Raw genomic sequence first — 17,277 nt, forward strand, 5'->3', positions numbered from 1 at the left:
ACGGCGCGGGCGGAGTCGTCGTCTGCGAGGCGCCTCAGCGCCCGGCGGACCTGCGGAACTGGGCGATCGCCAGGGGGATCGACAGGGCCAGCAGAGCGCCGATCCACAGCCCGGAGGCGGCGACCGGGTGTTGCAGCGGCCAGACGTCCGGCGCGGTGGACGGGTCGACGTTGCCGAACTGGACCCGGACCGCCTGGACGATCGCCGAGACCGGGTTCCACTCGGCGACCGGTTGCAGGACGCCCGGCATGGAGTCGATCGGCACGTATGCGTTGGACAGGAAGCCCAGCGGGATGGCGATGGTGAAGCCGGTGCTGCTGACCGCCTCCGGCGCCCGGGACGCCAGCCCCACCACTGCCATCAGCCACGACAGCGCGTACGCGAACGCCAGCAGGATCAGAAACCCCAGCGCCGCCTCGGGCAGCGACGTGCGGCTGCGCCACCCGACGACCAGGCCGAGCAGCGCGGTGACGGTGATGACCACCCCGCTGTTCACCAGGTCGCTCGTGGTGCGGCCGACGAGCACCGCGGACCGGGAGATGGGCATCGACATCAGCCGGTCGACGATGCCGTTGCGCAGGTCGGCGGCGATCGCGGTGCCGGTGTTGACGGCACCGAAGAGGACCGCCTGCACGAAGATGCCGCCGAGCAGGTACTCGCGGTACGGCACCCCCTGCGCGTCGATCGCGCCGCCGACGATGAAGCCGAACAGCAGCGTCATCATCGCCGGCGCGATGGCGGCGTTGAGCAGCATCTCGGGTACGCGCAGGATCATCCGCAGGTTGCGCTTCGCGACGACGACGCCCTCACCGAAGGCCAGTACGACGGCGTTCACTGCTTCTCCTCCACGGTCTCCTTGACGGGCTCGTCGCCGGTGCCCCGGCCGGGGCCGCCGGTGAGGGCGAGGAAGACGTCGTCCAGCGTCGCCGTACGCAGCGCGGCGTCCCGGACCGGTATGCCGGCCTGGCGCAGCAGCCGCGCGCCGGCCAGGAGCGTGTCCACCCCGTCCCCGGCCGGCACGGAGATCCGGCCGGCTGTCTCGTCGACGCTGGCCGGACCGGTGCCGAGCGAGGTGAGTACCGTCTGCGCGGCGGTCAGGTCGGCGTCCGGCCCGACCGTGATCTCCAGGCTGGTGCCGGAGACCCGCCGCTTCAGCTCGTCCGGCGTGCCGCCGGCGACCACCCGGCCGTGGTCGATCACCACGATCTGGTCGGCCAGCCGGTCGGCCTCCTCGAGGTACTGCGTGGTCAGCAGCAGCGTCATGCCGCCGGAGACCAGCTCGCCGATGGTGTCCCAGAGCGCCGTCCGGCTCCGGGTGTCCAGGCCGGTGGTCGGCTCGTCCAGGAACAGCACCCGGGGGGTACGGATCAGCGCGGCGGCCAGGTCGAGGCGCCGCCGCATGCCACCGGAGTACTCCTTCGCCCGGCGTCCGGCGGCGTCCACGAGGTCGAAGCGTTGCAGCAGCTCGTCGGCCCGCTGCCGGCTCTGCCGGGCGCCCAGGTGCAGCAGCCGGCCCAGCATCTCCAGGTTCTCGAACCCGGAGAGGTTCTCGTCGACGGCGGCGTGCTGCCCGGACAGGCTGATCACCCGGCGTACCTCGGCGGCCTGGGTGACCACGTCGAACCCGGCCACCTCGGCCCGGCCGCCGGTCGGGGCGAGCAGTGTGGTGAGCAACCGGACGGCGGTGCTCTTGCCCGCGCCGTTCGGCCCGAGGATCCCGGTGATGGTGCCCTCCGGCACCACCAGGTCCAGGCCGTCCAGCGCGGTCACCTTGTCGAACTGTCTGCGTAGCCCGTCAGCGACGATGGCGTTCGCCACGTCGTCTCCTCCCTCTGCGGTTCGGTCGGATGCTCACCGGCCGGCCGGCCGAACCGCAGTGGGAGCCGGTCGCGCCGGCCCGGTCAGAACTCGACCGTGAGCGCGGTCAGCCCGCGCAGCGTGAGCCCGGGCCGCCAGGGCGTCTCGTCGAGGCTCTCCGCCGGGCGCAGGTCGGGCATCCGGGCGAGCAGCGTGGTGATGGCGACCTGCCCCTCGACGCGGGCCAGCGGCGCGCCCAGGCACATGTGGGCGCCCCGGCCGAAGGCGAGGTGCCGGTTGGCGGTCCGTTCGATGTCGAGCCGGTCCGGCTCCGGGTAGCGGCCCGGATCGCGGTCGGCGGCCGCGAGGACCCCGATGACCATCTCGCCGCGGCTGATCGGCACGCCGCCGATCTCGGTGTCCTCGGCGGCGAACCGCGGGAAGCTGATCTCGATCGGGCCGTGGTAGCGCAGCATCTCCTCGACGGCGCCCGGCGCCAGCTCGGGCTTGTCGCGCAGCAGCTGCAACTGCTCGGGGTTGCGGAACAGCGCCAGGACCATGTTGCCGATCAGGTGCTGCGTGGTGCCGAGACCGCCGACCACGAGCAGCGCCACCATCTTCAGCAGCTCGTCGTCGCTCATCCGCTCGCCGTCGGCCTCGGCCAGGGCCATCCCGGAGATCAGGTCGTCGCCGGGCTCGGCGCGCTTGCGCTGGATCAGCGCGTCCAGGTAGCGCACGAACTCCTCGATCTCCGCCATCACCTCGGCCGGGCTCATGCCCTGCGGCGCGGACTGTGCGGAGGTCGGATCCAGCGACAGCAGCAGCTCCGACCAGAGCCGGAACCGGTCCCGGTCGGCGCGGGGGATGCCGAGCATGTCGGACATGACGGTGAGCGGCAGCGGCACCGCGAAGTCCTCGACCAGGTCGAAGGTCCGTCCCTCGCGTTCGAGCAGCCCGTCGACCAGCTGGTCGGTGATCTGCTGGACGCCGGGACGCAGCCGTTCGACGTACTGCGGCGTGAACGCCTGCTGCACCAGCCGGCGCTGCCGCGTGTGCTCGGGCGGGTCGACGCTGCCCATGCTGCCGCCGAGCAGCCGTACCACAGCCTCGGGCAGCGCCGGCGCCTCCATGCCCTCGGGCATCACTGTCGGACTGGTCTTGAACCGGTGGTAGTCGGTGAGGAAGCTGGTGCACTCGTCGTAGCCGGTGACCAGCCAGACGTCCTGGCCGGTGGGCATCCGGACCCGGGAGACCGGGTTGGTGTCGCGGAGGGCGGCGTAGGTGTCGTAGGCCGTCTCCCGTGCGGCTGGTGACATCAGGTCCGGTTGTTCGGAGGTCGTCACGTCGGCGTCCCCTCTCCAGCGTTCGGCCGCACCGGTCGGCGCCGGCTCCGGATGAGCATTTCCGGGCCATGGCGACACCTCTGCTCAGAGTTGAGCACCGGCCACCCTGCGCACTACTGCGCAGACGTCACCGGCCCTCTTCCGGTGGACTGCGTGCTGTTGTCCTGGTTCCCTTCGATGACGGAGCGCCGACGCATGGACCTCGAAACCACGGAGACCGAACGCCTGCGCACGCTGGACCAGCAGCGCGTGTGGCACCCGTACACCCCCACCGACGCCTACCTCAACGCCAAGCCCCTGGTGATCACCCACGGCGAGGGTGTCTACCTGGTGGACAGCGACGGCAACCGCTATCTCGACGCGGGCTCCTCGCTGGGCGTGAACATCCACGGCCACCAACGTCGGGAACTGAACGAGGCGCTGGCCGCGCAGGCGGCGAAGATCGCGCACACCACGCTCTACGGCATGACCCACCCGGGCGCGGCGGAACTCGCCGACCGGCTGGTCCGGCTCGCCCCGGAGGGCATCGACAAGGTGCTGTTCCTGGAGTCCGGCTCCAGCGCCGTGGAGACGGCGATGAAGATGGCGTACTCCTACTGGGTCTTCAAGGGATCGCCGCAGCGCAACAAGTTCGTGTCCATGGGCGGGGCCTTCCACGGCGACACCATCGGCGCGCTGTCGGTGGGCCAGATGACGATCCTGAAGAACTTCTACCAGCCGCTGCTGCGCGAGACCAGCTCGTTCGCCCAGCCGTACGCGTACCGCTGCGGGTTGTGCAACAACAACTGCAACCTTGCCTGCGCGGACACGCTGGAGGAGGTGCTGGAGCGTGAGGGCGACGAGGTCGCCGCCGTGCTCGTGGAGCCGCGCGTGCAGAACGTCAGCGGCATGATCGTGGCGCGCGACGGTCACCTGGCCCGGGTCGCCGAGATCGCCCGCCGGTACGGCGTCCTGCTCATCGCCGACGAGCTGGGTGTGGGCTTCGGCCGTACCGGCCCGATGTTCGCCTGCCAGGCCGACGGCGTGTCGCCCGACATCCTCTGCGTCGGCAAGGGCCTGACCGGTGGGTACATGCCGTTGACGGCGACGATGGCGTCGGCGGAGGTGTTCGACGCGTTCCGCGGTGACGGCAAGATGCTGCTGTCCGGGCACACGTTCTCCGGCAACCCGCTCGCCGTCGCCGTGGCGCTGGCGAGCCTGGACCTGTTCGAGAAGGACGACCTGATCCGGCACGGCCAGGCGCAGGCCGTGGTCCTGGCCGAGGAGCTGGACAAGTTCCGCAGCGTGGCGCACGTCGGCGACGTCCGGCAGTGCGGCCTGCTGGCCGCCGTCGAGCTGGTGGCCGACGTGGAGACGCGCGAGCCGTTCCCGATGGAGCTGGGCGTCGCGACGCGCATCACCGAGCGGTGCCGGGAACTCGGCATGATCATCCACTCGGCGCCGAGCGACACCATCGTGATCGTGCCGCCGCTGGTGATGACCGAGGAGGAGCTGCGCACGATGGCGCGGATCCTGCTCCAGGCGACGCAGGAGGTCGTGGCCTCACTGCCGGCCTGAGCACGGAGAAACGGGAACGGGACGGGCGAGAGGCCCGTCCCGTTCCGTCGTCTCCGGACCGCCTCAGGACCGTCTCCGAACCGCCTCAGGACCGCACGGCGAGATCGGCCAGCAGCGCCTCGGCCAGCTCGGCGGGCGGGCCGGCCAGGTAGAAGTGCCCGCCGCTGAACACGCGCAGGCTGAAGCCGGCCGACGTGACGTCGGCCCAGGAACGCATCTCCACCACGTCGACCTCCGGGTCGGCGTCGCCGGTGAACGCCGACACGGGACAGCGCAGCGGCGGGCCGGGCAACTGCCGGTACGTCTCGTTGACCGCGAAGTCGGCGCGCAGCCCCGGCAGGAACAACGCCATCAGGTCGTGCCGGCGCAGCACCTCGTCCGGCGTGCCACCGAGCGCCGCGACCGCGGGCAGGAACTCGTCCGCGCCGAGCGTGTGCCGGTCCGGCCGGCGGGCGGGCAGGTGCGGCGCGCGCCGGCCGGAGACGAACAGCCGTGCCGGGCCGCCGCCCGGACCGGCGGACAGCCGCCGGGCGGTCTCGTAGGCGACCACCGCGCCCATGCTGTGGCCGAACAACGCGTACGGGCGGTCCGCGTGCGCGCTGATCGCGGCGGCCAGCGGGGGCACGAGGTGGTCGATGCTGGTGTACGGCGGCTCCCGCAGGCGGGACTCCCGGCCGGGCAGCACGACCGGGCAGACGCCCAGGTACGGCTCCAGCGCGGCGCGCCACGGCCGGAAGAACGAGCCGCCGCCCCCGGCGTGCGGGACGCAGTACAGCAGCATCGGGGCGTCCCGGTCGGCCGGGCCCTTGATCCACTGGTTGCTCATCGTTCCTCCTCGTCGGACCGCAGCACCACGTGCCCCACAGTGCCGGTGGCGCCGACCGCGGTGACGAGCGCGCGCAGCGGGACGCCGGTCCACGGCTCGGGCCGGCGCACGAACCGCACCGGCAGCGCGTCGAGGTCGACGAGCGGGTGGGGCGTCTCCGCCAGCAGGGTCGGTACGAGCCGGCGGTGCCGCAGCTGGAGGAGCACCTTGGTCAACTGCGCGAGCCCGGATGCGGCCTCTGCGTGGCCCAGGTTCGGCTTGAGGGTGCCGATCGGCACGCGTACCCCCTCGGGACCGGGCGCGGCGGCGGCCAGGAACCGGCCCACGGCCTCGATCTCGGCGGCGTCGGACAGGGCGGCGCCGGAGGCCGCGCACTCGACGTATCCGATGTCGGCGGGGGTGAGCCCGGCCCGGCTCACCGCCTCGGCGAGCGACCCGGCGAGGGTGGCCGCGTCGGGCGTTCCGAAGCGGCTCGTCGCGCCGCTGTGCCCCACCCAGGTGCTCTCCACCACGGCGTCGACGCGGTCGCGGTCGCGGCGCGCGTCGCCGAGCCGGCGCAGCAGCAGGGCGCCGGCGCCCTCGCCGGGCGACCAGCCGGCGGCGGCGGCGTCCAGTGCCGGGTGCGGCGTCTCGGCGACCAGGCCCAGACCGCGCAGCACCGCCACGTGGTACGGGTGCGCCAGCAGGTTGACCGCGCCGACCACAGCCGCGTCGCAGTCGCCCCGGTCGAGGCTCTCGGCCGCCTGGCGCAGGGCGGTGAGCGCGGAGGAACAGGAGGTGTCCACGGCGACGCTCGGGCCGCGGAAGTCGAAGGTGTGGGAGATCCGGTTGGCGATCTCGGAGCCGGTGCCGGAGATCCGGGCCGGGTCGCCGTCGCGCCACCGGTCGGTGCCGGCGAGGCGGTGGTCGTGCCACATCACACCGACGAAGACACCGACCCGGCCGAGGGACGCCGGGGTGTGGCCGGCGTCCTCCAGGCACGCCCACACCACTTCGAGCAGTACGCGTACCTGCGGGTCGAGGACGGCGGCCTCGGCCGGCGCGATCCCGAAGGCCATGCTGTCGAACGTCTCCAGGCCGGACAGGTAGCCGCCGGCCGGTCCGGAGCCCCGCCCGGGCGGGGGCGGCGTGATCGCGCAGTGGCCGGCGTCGAGGTTGCGCCAGAGCGTCCCGACGTCGTCCGCGCCGGGGTAGCGGCCGGCCACCCCGACCACGGCGATCTCGCCCGGCCCGGCGACGGACGGCGGACCGGCGGCGGGGGTGCCGGGCGTCTCGGCCTCGTCGTCGCGCGTCACCGGACCGCACAGGAACGCCTGCTGGAACACGTGGCCGTCGTCCAGCCGCAACGCGGCGCGGACCGGCGCCTCGGCGACCGCGCCGACCGGGCACAGCCCCAGCCCGTGGTCGGCCTGGGCGCCCATCAGCACCTGGCCGAGGTAGCCGGCCTCCAGCGCGAGGTACCGGTCGGCGTCGTCGCCGTAGAGCGGGCGGATCGCCCGCGCCTGCCCGACGAGGAGGAGCTGGAACGCCGCCCGGTCGTACACCGGGCGGTTGTAGACGAAGTGCGCGGTGCGGTCCAGGGCCGATCCGTCGCCGATGCGGCGCAGCGTGTGTTCGTCGGGGTGGTGGTAGTAGACGCCGGCCGGCAGCCCGGTGACCCGGTCGCCGGGCACGTGGACGTAGACCTGCACGCCGTAGGTGTCGCCGGCCGACGGGTACAGCCGCCGCGTCCGGTCGCCGTCGGACAGTGGACGCAGCAGGCTCAGCAGGTCCGCCACAGTGGACAGCGGCACGGGCCGGTCGAGGAAGTCGCGGCGCGAGGCCCGTCGCCGGTACCGCCGTGGCGCGGGGTGTTCCCCGGGCAGCGGCACGGCCTCGCCGTCGTCGCGCAGGTCGAGCCGGGCCGCGGCGAAGGCGGACCGTTCGGTGGGGGAGAGCACGTCGACCGTCCGCGGAGGCGGCGCGACGGCCGGGGACGGGTCCGCGGGTACGGGCGCGGGCGTGCCGGGCGACAGGTGCGCGGCGATGCCGTCGATCGTCGGGTTCTCCAGCAGCGCCGCCACCGGCACCCGCGTGCCGAGACGCTCGTGCAGCCGGGCCGAGACCTGGACCATGGTGAACGACGTGGCACCCTGGTCCCACAGGTCGGCCGCGGGGTCGACGGTCTCGCCGAGCAGTTCGCCGAACAGTTCCGTGAGCACCTGACGGACACCGGGCTCGTGCGGAGCGTCCGCCGGTCCCGGTGGGTCCGGCGGCCCGACCGGCGGCCCGACCGGCGGCCCGACCGGCGGCCCGACCGGCGGCCCGACCGGCGGCAGCGGCCACGGCAGCCGGGCGCGGTCCAGCTTGCCGTTGTCGGTGGCGGGGAACTGCTCCAGCACGGCCAGATGGCTCGGCACCATGTAGTCGGGCAGCGTCTCGGCGGCGAAGGCCCGCAGGTCGCGGACGGCCGGTGCGGCGCCACCGGAGGACAGCAGGTACGCCACCAGCTTGCGTTCGCCGCCCTCCTCACGGGCCACCACCACCGCGTCCTTGACGCCCGGATGGCCGCGCAGCCGGTGCTCGATCTCGCCGAGTTCGACCCGGAACCCGCGGATCTTCACCTGGTGGTCGGCCCGGCCCAGGAAGGTCAGGTTGCCGTCCGGCAGGAACGCCGCCCGGTCGCCGGTGCGGTACATCCGGTCGCCGGGCGGCCCGAACGGGCACGGCACGAACCGGTCCTCGGTGAGGTCCGGCCGGTTGTGGTAACCGGCGCTGAGCACCTCCCCGGCGATGTAGAGGTCGCCCTCGACGCCGGGCCGGCACGGGCGCCGGTCGTCGTCCAGGACGTAGTAGCGGGCGTTGTCGATCGGCCGGCCGTAGGGGATGCTGCGCCACCCGGGCTCGACGGTCCCGACGCGGTACCAGTTCGACCACACGGTGGCCTCGGTCGCCCCGCCGAGGTTGACGATCTCGGCGGCGGTGAAACAGGCCCGCAGCTCGTCGGGCAGGGACAGCGGCGTGTGGTCACCGCTGAGGAACACCAGCCGCAGGTCGGTCGTGCCGGGCCGGCCGCGGTGCGCGGCGGTCAGCGGTACGACGTGCGCCAGCGTGGTCGGCGCGGAGTTCCAGAACGTGACCGGCTCCCGCAGCAGGACGTCCAGCAGCAGCGCCGGGTCCTTCTGCTGCTCGGAGTCGGCGACGTAGATCGAGGCGCCGTAGCCGAGCAGCCCGAGGATGTCGAACACGGACAGGTCGAAGCCGAGCGAGGTCACGCACAGCCCGGTGTCCTCGGGTCCGAAGCGGAACGTCCGGCGCGCCCAGTGCAGGAGGTTGTGCACGGCCCGGTGGGTGACCGCGACACCCTTGGGCCGGCCGGTGCTGCCGGAGGTGAAGATGACGTAGGCGAGGTCGTCCTCGCCGGTGCACGGCTCCGGATCCGGCACGGCTGCGGAACCCACCCGGTCGGCGTGGACCACGGCGATCCCGTCCGGCCATCCCGGCGCCGGCAGGTCCAGGTCGCTCGTCGTGACGAGCGCGACCGCGCCCGCGTCGGCGAGCATCAGCGCGGCGCGCGCCGGCGGCAGCGACGGCTCCACCGGCAGGTAGGCGCCACCGGCCTTGAGCACGCCGTACACGGCGGCGACCATGAGCGGCCCCCGGGCGACGCTGATCCCGACCACGGACCCGGCGCCGACGCCCGCGGCGCGCAGCCGGACCGCGATCCGGTTCGCCACCGCGTTCAGCTCACCGAAGGACGTGGTCCCGCCGCGCCCGCGTACGGCCACCGCCTCGGGCCGGGTCCGGGCCTGGGCCTCGAACAGCAGGTGCACCGGCCCGGCGTGCGGGAACTCGACGGCGGTGTCGTTCCACCCGTACACGACGTCGCTGAGGTCGGCCAGTTCGGCCAGCGCCGACCGGTACGCGTCGAAGATCCGGTCCAGGTCGTCGTCGCCGATCGCACCCTCGGTGGCGTCCCAGAACAGCCGCAGCGTGTCGTCGCCCTCGTCGATCGCGATGCAGTCCAGCGCCACGTCGGGCGTGCACGTCAGCCACGGGCCGGCTGTCACGCCGTCCGGCAGCGGCACGTCGCCGAGTTCGAGGAGCCCGGTGCACACGACCGGGTACCCGGCGCCGCCGTCGCGCATCCGCCGCAGCACCAGCCGCCGCAGCTCGGCCAGGCCCGAGGCGCCGTCCGCCGCCGCGTCGGCGGTGATCTGCCGGTCGTAGCGCCCGGCGAGGTCGAGCAGGCCCTCGCCCGGTTCGCCGGCGGCCAGCCAGCTCAGCGCGGTCAGCTCGGCGGGCCGGAACGGCTCGGACCGCGACGTCCAGCGCACCAGCGGCACCGCGAAGCGGTCGCGGTGGCAGGTGCCGATCGCTGTGGTGAGCGCGGCCATGAGCAGCGCGTCGAGGGCGAGGCCGCGTTCCCGGGCCAGCCGCCGGATCCGCGTCCAGCCCGGCACCCGGGCGGTACGCCGCTGCCGTGGCCCGGTGCGCGCCTCGACCGGCGGGCCGGGCGGAAGGTCGGCCAGGCGGTCCTGCCAGTACCGGCGGGCGTGCGGGTCCGGTGCCGCCTGCGGTGCGCGGGGCGGCCCGGCCACCGGCGTGCCCGGCTCGGCGTAGCGGCGCATCAGCTCGCGCAGCAGCAGGTGGATGCTGCGGCCGTCGGCCACCAGCAGGTCCAGCGCCACGTGCACGGTGGCCCCGCCTGCCTCGTCCACCTGGACGCGCAGCTCACCCTGGGGGAGCCGGCCGAGCGGGAAGGCCCGGCCCACCATGTCCCGCTGCACCGCGTCGGGCGACGGCACGCCGCCCGCTTCGTCCGGCCCGGTCACCGGGATGTGCCACCCGTCCGGCACGTCGTCGCAGGTGACCAGCCGTCCGTCCGGGGTGACGACGGTCCGCAGCGGCTCGTGCGCGGCGAGCAGACCCAGCCAGGCCGCCTCCAGCCGGGGCAGGTCGAGCCGGTCGACGGCGAAGGCGTGCACCACCTGGCAGCCGCTCCACGGGCCGGTGCCGCCCGTGGTCCGGGCCACGAAGTACGCCTGCTGGAGGTCGTTCAGGGGCCGGCCGGCGTCGTCGGGGACGGGCCGCAGCCAGCGCAGCGTGTTGACGAACCAGGCGAAGGTCGCGGCGACCACGCCCGGGCCGAAGGCGTCCTCCGCGACGTCCCACCGCACGCGCAGTTCGCCGTCGCGCTCGCCGATCTGCGCGTCGAGCGTGACGCCAGTGGTCTGGCTGACCGCGTACCGGCCGTCGGCGCCGGTCCCGCCCACGTCGAGCAGGCTGGTGAACACCACCGGCAGCTGCGCCGGGACCGGCAGCCGGCGGGACCGCAGCTCACGGAGCGCGGCCACACCGGGCACGTCGGCGTGCTCGAGGTCGCGGCGCAGCCGGTCGTGGACCGCCCGGGCGGCCTCGGCGAACGGCCGCCCGGTCGTCGCCTCGGCGACGAACACGGTGGTCGAGGTGAACGGCCCGGGCACACCCGCCGCCTCGGCGGGCAGCCAGAGCCGGCTGTTCGTGGTCAGCACGAGCGAGAACGCCGCGTCGGCGCCGGCCCGCCGCAGTGCCTCGGTGAAGGCGGTGAGCACCACAGCGGTCGGTGAGACGCCGAGATCGCCCGCGTACGCGGTCACCGCGGCCCACTCGCGTCGCGTCAGCGCCGCCGTGTACGGCACCCGCACCGGGCCGGGCTCCACGCCGGAGGTGGGCAGGGCGGGTCCGGGCGGCAGGTCGCGCAGCGCGTCGGCCCAGTACTCCAGGCCGGCGCGGTACCCGTCGCCGTCGCGGTGGGCGGCGAGGGCCACGCCGAGGTCCCGCAGGCCGGCGCCGGGGGCGGGCAGCTCGCGCCCGGGGTCGTCGTGGAGCGCCCGGAGCTGACCGACGAGCAGCTCCAGCCCGGCGCCGTCGACGATCGCCGCGTCGACGCTGAGGTGCAGCACGCCGCCGCCGTCCGGGGCCCGGGTCACCTCGACCGTCCACAACGGCTCGTCGGCCGGGCCGTAGGAGTGGTGGGAGAGGCGCCGGCGTACGTCCTCGGCGTCGTCGCCGACCGGCATGGTCCAGTCCGGCGGCCGCTCGGCCACCCGTTGGCGCCCGTCGGGGGTCAGCACGAGCCGCAGCGCCTCGTGGTGCCCGACGAGCCGCCCCCACGCCGCGCGCAGGCGGTCCACGTCCAGGTCGGCGAGGTCGTACTCACGGTAGAGGTGGCAGCCGGGCAGACCGGTCGCCTTGGCCAGCAGGTACCCCTCCTGGAGCGGGGTGAGCGGGAACGGTTCGTGCCGCCGCCCGGGCTCGGGGCGTACGTCGGGACGCAGCCCCGCGCCGGCGGGTGCGGCGTGGGCGGCCAGCTCGGCCAGCTCCCGGGCGGTGGCGCAGCGGCGCAGCGCGTCGGTCGGCAGCTCGGTGCCGAACGCGGCGCCGACCTCCAGCAGCAGCCGCGCGGCGGCGAGGGAACCGAGTCCCAGGTCGCCCAGGGCCGTGTCGGCGTCCGCTGTGACCCCGGCCGGCAGCACGCCCGACAGGACGTCCAGGACGATCTCCACGCGGTCCGGGATGGCGGTCTGCTCGTTCATGCGCTCCCCGCTCCGAAGGCCGGCGTTCGCCGCAACCTAAGCGGCGCCGGACCGGACTTGCTGCTCAACTCTGGGCAGCACGTCCGTCCGGCGGGCCGGACAGTCCAAGTCGTGTCCTTACGACCGAAGTCCGCCTGGGTGTTCCCGGGGCAGGGCGCGCAGCGCCGGGGCATGGGCGGTGACCTGTTCGACCGCTTCCCGGACGAGTGCGCCGCCGCCGACCGGATCATCGGCGTACCGGTGACCCGGCTGTGCCGGGACGACGACCTGCTCGGCGACACCCGGTACGCCCAGCCGGCGCTGTTCGTCGTCGGTGCGCTGGCCTACCTGGCGGCACGCGAGGAGGAGCCGCCGCCGGACTACCTCGCCGGGCACAGCCTCGGCGAGTACGCGGCGCTGTTCGCGGCCGGCTGCCTGGACTTCGAGGAGGCGCTGCGCCTGGTGTGCCGCCGCGGCGAGATCATGGCCCGGGCGGCCGGCGGCGGCATGCTCGCCGTCCTCGGTGAACGGCTGGACCGGCTGCCCGGGGTACTCGCCGACGCCGGTGTCGACGACGTGGACGTGGCCAACGACAACGCCGACGGCCAGGTGACGCTCTCCGGCCCGCGCGAGTCGCTGTCGGCGGCGGCGCGGGCGGTCACCGGCGCCGGTCTGGGCCGATGCGTCCCGCTTCCGGTGGCCGCCGCGTTCCACTCGCGGTACATGCGCGCCGCGGCGGGCGAGTTCGCCGAGGTGCTGTCGCAGGTCCGCTTCGCGCCGCCGCGGGTGCCGGTGATCTCCAACGTGACCGCCCGGCCGCACGACCCGCTGCTGCTGCCCGACCTGCTCGCCGTGCAGCTGCGTCGCCCGGTGCGGTGGCGCGAGACCATGGCGTATCTGGTCGGCCGCGGCGTGCGCACTGTGCGCGAGCTGGGTCCGGGCCGTGTGCTGACGGACCTGTTCCGTCCGGTGCTCGCGGCGGCGCCGGCCGTGCCGGACGGCGGCGATCCGGGACCGGCGGCGCTCGGCTGTCAGCGGTTCCGCGCCGACTACGGCGTCACGTGGTCCTATCTCGCCGGCTCGATGTACCGCGGGATCAGCTCGGTGGCGATGGTCGCCCGCCTGGGCAAGGCGGGCCTGCTCGGCTTCTTCGGCGCGGGCGGCTTCGACCGCGACGAGGTCGAGGCGGTCCTGCGCTCGCTCACGGCGGATCCCGGTCCGGGCCGCTTCGGCATGAACCTGCTGGCGATGCCGGACAACCCGGCGCTGGAGTCGGCGCTGGCGGAGCTGTACGTCCGGCACGACGTCCGCTACGTCGAGGCGGCCGGGTACACCGGGGTCACCGCGGCCCTGGTGCGGTTCCGCTTCGCCGGCGCGCACCTGAGCGCCGACGGCACCCCGGTCGCCGTCCGGCACGTCGTGGCGAAGGTGTCCCGGCCCGAGGTCGCGGCCGCGTTCCTGGCCCCGCCGCCGCCGGCGATGCTCGCCGCTCTCGTGGCCGAGGGCGCGCTGTCCGCCGGGGAGGCAGCCGCGGCGGCGCGGCTGCCGGTGAGCGGCGACCTGTGCGCCGAGGCCGACTCGGCCGGGCACACCGACGCGCGGTCCCCGTTCACCCTCGTGCCGGACCTCGCCCTGCTGCGCGACGCGGAGATGCTCCGGCACCGCTACCACGAACGGATCCGGGTCGGCGCCGCGGGCGGCCTGGGCACCCCGGAGGCGGTCGCCGCGGCGTTCGTGCTCGGCGCCGACTTCGTGGTCACCGGGTCGATCAACCAGGCCACGCCCGAGGCCGGGACGTCACCCGAGGTCAAGGACCTGCTGGCAGGCGCCGGGATCCAGGACACGGCGTACGCGCCGGCCGGTGACACGTTCGAGTTCGGCTCCCGCGTGCAGGTGCTGCGCCGCGGCACGATGTTCGCGGCGCGGGCCACCCAGCTGCTCCAGCTCTACCACCGCTACGACACCTGGGACGAGGTGCCCGCCGCGATCCGCGACGCCGTGGAACGGACCACCTTCCGCCGGCCGTTCGCGCAGGTGTGGCGGGAGACCGAGCGGCACTACCGGGACACCGGCCGGGCCGCGGAGGTGGAGCGCGCCAGCCCGCGACGGCGGATGGCACTGGCGTTCAAGTGGTACTTCGCCCACGCCACGGAGGTGGCGCTGCGCGGCGACACCACCGAACGGGCGAACTTCCAGGTCCACACCGGACCGGCGATGGGCGCCTTCAACAGGTACGTGCGCGGCACCGAACTGGCCGACTGGCGGCTGCGGCACGTCGACGTCATAGCCGAACTGCTGATGCGCGGGGCGGCCGACGTCCTGCGCCGGCACTGTCCGCCGGTGGCCATTAGTGAGCAGAGCCGCTGGTCCGATGCTGACTAGCGTGTCCGGGCGCCCACCGAACCAGCCGAAGCGAAGGAGTCTCCGATGACCACCACATCGAGTCCGCCGTTCGTGTTGCCGACCGCCCAGGCCCAGACCTCGATCGACCGGGCCGCGATCCTGCACTCGGGCAACGCCGGCGTGATCGTCGAACGGGTCGGTCAGTTGCGTGCCGAGTTCCGCTCCGAGGCCCGGCAGTTCGCCCGGGAGCTGTCGGAGTACCTCAACACCAACTACGCCGGCATCATCACGGTGTTCGTCTACGAGGAGACCTTCGGCACGAAGGACCGCCTCCACTGGCTGATGCACCTGAAGTCGCTGCACGCGTACGAGACGCTGATCGAGATGGGCAGCCGCGACGCCGGCTGGCGGGACATCATCATGCGCCAGCGCATCGACCCCGCGCGCGGCGGCGGCACGTGGGACCGGATGTTCCTCGACGGCGACCTGCACGAGACGGTGCTCATCCCGTCGGCCTTCGGCATGTACGGCACGTCGGACGAGACGCCGGACTCGGTGCGGACCACCGAGGGCGCCGCCACGTTCACCGTACCCACCGCGCAGCTCCAGACCGACGTGCCGGTCGAGGACCAGCTCAACTCCGCCACCTGCGGCATCCTCATGCACCGCACCGGCGAGCTGCGCTACGAGTTCCGGGCCGAGGGGCGCGCGTTCGCCCGGGCGCTGTGCGAGAGCTGGAACCGGGCGCTCGCCGGCCACGCCACCATCTACCTGTACGAGGAGGCGTTCGGCCGGTCCGACCGCATCCACCACTTCATCCACCTGAAGTCACTCAGCTCGTACTACACGCTGATGGGCGTCCGCGCGATGAGCGACCCGGCCACCCGCGAGGTGTTCACCCGCCAGTGGATCCCGGAGGAGAAGGGCGGCGGCGGCTGGGAACGGATGTTCGTCCAGTCCAGCCTGTCCGACCTGTCGCTCACGCCCCAGCACTGGGGCATGTACGCCACCAAGACGGAGCGGTGACCGATGCCCGTGACTGACTGCCTGCACACGATCTTCTCCCGGCGGGCGGCGGAACAGCCGCACCGGATCGCGGTGACCTGCGGCGACCACCGGCTGTCCTACAGCGAGCTGGACCGCCTGTCCGGTGAGCTGGCCGAGCGGCTGCGCGGGTACGGGGTCGGCCCCGGCGTCCACGTCGGGGTGTGCGTGGACCGCTCGGTCGACCTGGTCGTGTGCGTGCTGGCGGTGGTGAAGGCGGGCGGCGCCTACGTGCCGGTGGACGCCGAGCATCCGGCCGCGCGGGTCGCGGCCGTGCTGGCCGGCAGCCGGGTTCCGGTGACGGTGGCGGTGACCCGGACCGCCGACTCGCTCGCGGAGTGGTCGGGTCCGGTGCTGTGGGCCGACGACAGCGAGGACGACGACACCGACGACGAGGACGGCGAGGGCACGGCCGCCGAGGCCGCGGCCGGTGCCGGCCCGGCGGACCGGGCCGTCGGCGCGGACGCGGTACGGGAGCCCGCCGGTGAGGCCGGGCCGGACGACCCCGCGTACGTCATCCACACGTCGGGCTCCACCGGGGCGCCGAAGGGCGTGGAGGTGTCGCACCGCAGCGTCGTGGCGCTGCTGGAGCACGGCGCGGAGCGCTTCGGCTTCGGCGGCGACGACACGTGGACGCTGTTCCACTCGATCGGCTTCGACTTCTCCGTCTGGGAGCTGTGGGGGGCGCTGCTGTCCGGCGGCCGGCTCGTCGTCGTACCGGGGAGCGTCGCCCGGACCCCGGCGCTGATGCTGGACCTGGTGCGGCGCGAACAGGTCACGGTGCTCAACCAGACCCCCTCGGCGTTCCGCCAGCTCGCCGCCGCCTACCTGGCCGACGAGGGCCCGGACGACCTGCGCCTGGTGGTGTTCGGCGGCGAGCGGCTCGACGTCGCGATGCTGGCGCCGTGGATCGCCCGGCGCGGCGACGACCGGCCGGAACTGGTCAACATGTACGGCATCACCGAGGTGACCGTGCACGCCACCGCCCGCCGGATCGTCGCGGCGGACCTCGACCGGCCGTCGGTGAGCCCGATCGGCCGGCCCCTGCCCGGCGTACGGATCGAGCTGCGCGACGAGACCGGTGCGCCGGTGCCGGATGGCACGCCGGGGGAGCTGTACGTGGCGGGCGCCGGGCTGGCGCGGGGCTACCTGCACCAGCCGGAGCTGACCGCCGAACGTTTCGCCGAGTCCGGCGGTGAACGCTGGTACCGCTCCGGGGACCGGGCCGTGCGGACCGACGGCGACCTGGTCTACCTCGGCCGGGTCGACAGGCAGTTGAAGGTCCGCGGCTACCGGATCGAGCCGGGCGAGGTGGAGGCGGCGGTCCTGGCGCACCCCGGCGTCGGCACCGCGCTGGTGACCGCCCAGGACTTCGGCGAGGGCGACGTACGCCTGGTCGCCTACGTCGCGCCCCCGCCCGGCGCGGACCCGTCCGCGCTCACCGAGGCGGACCTCGCCGTGACCGTGGCGGACCTGCCCGGCTATCTGCGGCCGTCCCGCTTCCACGTGGTCGCCGACATCCCGCTCACCGTGCAGGGCAAAGCCGACGTGGCGGTCCTGGACCGCCTGGCCGAGCCGGCCGGCGACGACGCGGTGTCCGGGGTGAAGGCCATCGCCGACGAGGTGCTGCGCCGCGACGTGCCGGTGGACGGCGACCTGTTCGACCTGGGCGCCACGTCGCTGGCCCTCACCCGGATCGTGGCCATGGTGAACGACCGGTTCGGCATCGCGCTGACCGGCGCCGAGATGGAGGAGCCCACGGTCGGGTGCCTCGCCGAGGTGGTGGACGCGTCCCGACGCCACCATTCCCTGCAACAGGTAGGAGGATGAC

9 protein-coding genes are annotated in these 17,277 nt (G+C 74.2%); 4 read left to right on the forward strand and 5 right to left on the reverse strand.

What is annotated here, in order from left to right:
* Positions 1-34: 34 nt before the first annotated feature.
* The 3 genes from IF06_RS0100625 to IF06_RS0100635 form a co-directional block, all read right to left on the reverse strand.
* Entirely contained in the window at positions 35-835 is an 801-nt protein-coding gene (locus IF06_RS0100625) for an ABC transporter permease (protein ID WP_013287036.1), read from the reverse strand.
* On the reverse strand, positions 832-1,818 hold the full coding sequence (locus IF06_RS0100630; RefSeq protein ID WP_013287035.1) for a daunorubicin resistance protein DrrA family ABC transporter ATP-binding protein: 987 nt from the start codon (positions 1,816-1,818) through the stop codon (positions 832-834). Before IF06_RS0100630 ends, IF06_RS0100625 begins: the two co-directional genes overlap by 4 nt.
* Positions 1,819-1,901: 83 nt before the next feature.
* On the reverse strand, positions 1,902-3,140 hold the full coding sequence (locus IF06_RS0100635) for a cytochrome P450 family protein (protein ID WP_013287034.1): 1,239 nt from the start codon (positions 3,138-3,140) through the stop codon (positions 1,902-1,904).
* Between the two features lie 195 nt (positions 3,141-3,335).
* On the opposite strand from IF06_RS0100635, the gene bioA reads away from it, so the two are divergent.
* Complete coding sequence (gene bioA / locus IF06_RS0100640; protein ID WP_013287033.1) at positions 3,336-4,697, forward strand: adenosylmethionine--8-amino-7-oxononanoate transaminase; 1,362 nt, start codon at positions 3,336-3,338, stop codon at positions 4,695-4,697.
* A gap of 85 nt (positions 4,698-4,782) precedes the next feature.
* Here bioA and IF06_RS0100645 read toward each other — a convergent pair whose 3' ends face one another.
* Positions 4,783-5,523, reverse strand: coding sequence for a thioesterase II family protein (locus tag IF06_RS0100645; protein ID WP_013287032.1), 741 nt, complete (start codon positions 5,521-5,523; stop codon positions 4,783-4,785).
* Positions 5,520-12,080 (reverse strand): non-ribosomal peptide synthetase, encoded by a 6,561-nt coding sequence (locus IF06_RS0100650; protein ID WP_030268231.1) that lies wholly within the window; start codon positions 12,078-12,080, stop codon positions 5,520-5,522. The genes IF06_RS0100645 and IF06_RS0100650 overlap by 4 nt, the downstream gene beginning before the upstream one ends.
* Positions 12,081-12,191: 111 nt before the next feature.
* Between IF06_RS0100650 and fabD the strand changes: the two genes are divergently transcribed.
* Genes fabD through IF06_RS0100665 form a run of 3 tightly spaced genes read left to right on the forward strand, consistent with a single transcriptional unit; the run spans position 12,192 to position 17,276 of the window.
* Positions 12,192-14,441: an ACP S-malonyltransferase gene (fabD, locus tag IF06_RS0100655; RefSeq protein WP_030268233.1), complete on the forward strand. Its 2,250-nt coding sequence runs from the start codon at positions 12,192-12,194 to the stop codon at positions 14,439-14,441.
* Between the two features lie 45 nt (positions 14,442-14,486).
* A complete protein-coding gene (locus IF06_RS0100660) occupies positions 14,487-15,428 on the forward strand; it encodes a DUF6039 family protein (RefSeq protein WP_013476308.1) in 942 nt (313 codons plus the stop codon).
* A gap of 3 nt (positions 15,429-15,431) precedes the next feature.
* Positions 15,432-17,276: a non-ribosomal peptide synthetase gene (locus tag IF06_RS0100665; protein ID WP_030268235.1), complete on the forward strand. Its 1,845-nt coding sequence runs from the start codon at positions 15,432-15,434 to the stop codon at positions 17,274-17,276.
* Position 17,277: the final 1 nt, after the last annotated feature.

Source organism: Micromonospora globosa (assembly GCF_000717585.1).
In the GTDB taxonomy this organism is placed as follows: Bacteria; Actinomycetota; Actinomycetes; order Mycobacteriales; family Micromonosporaceae; genus Micromonospora; species Micromonospora aurantiaca.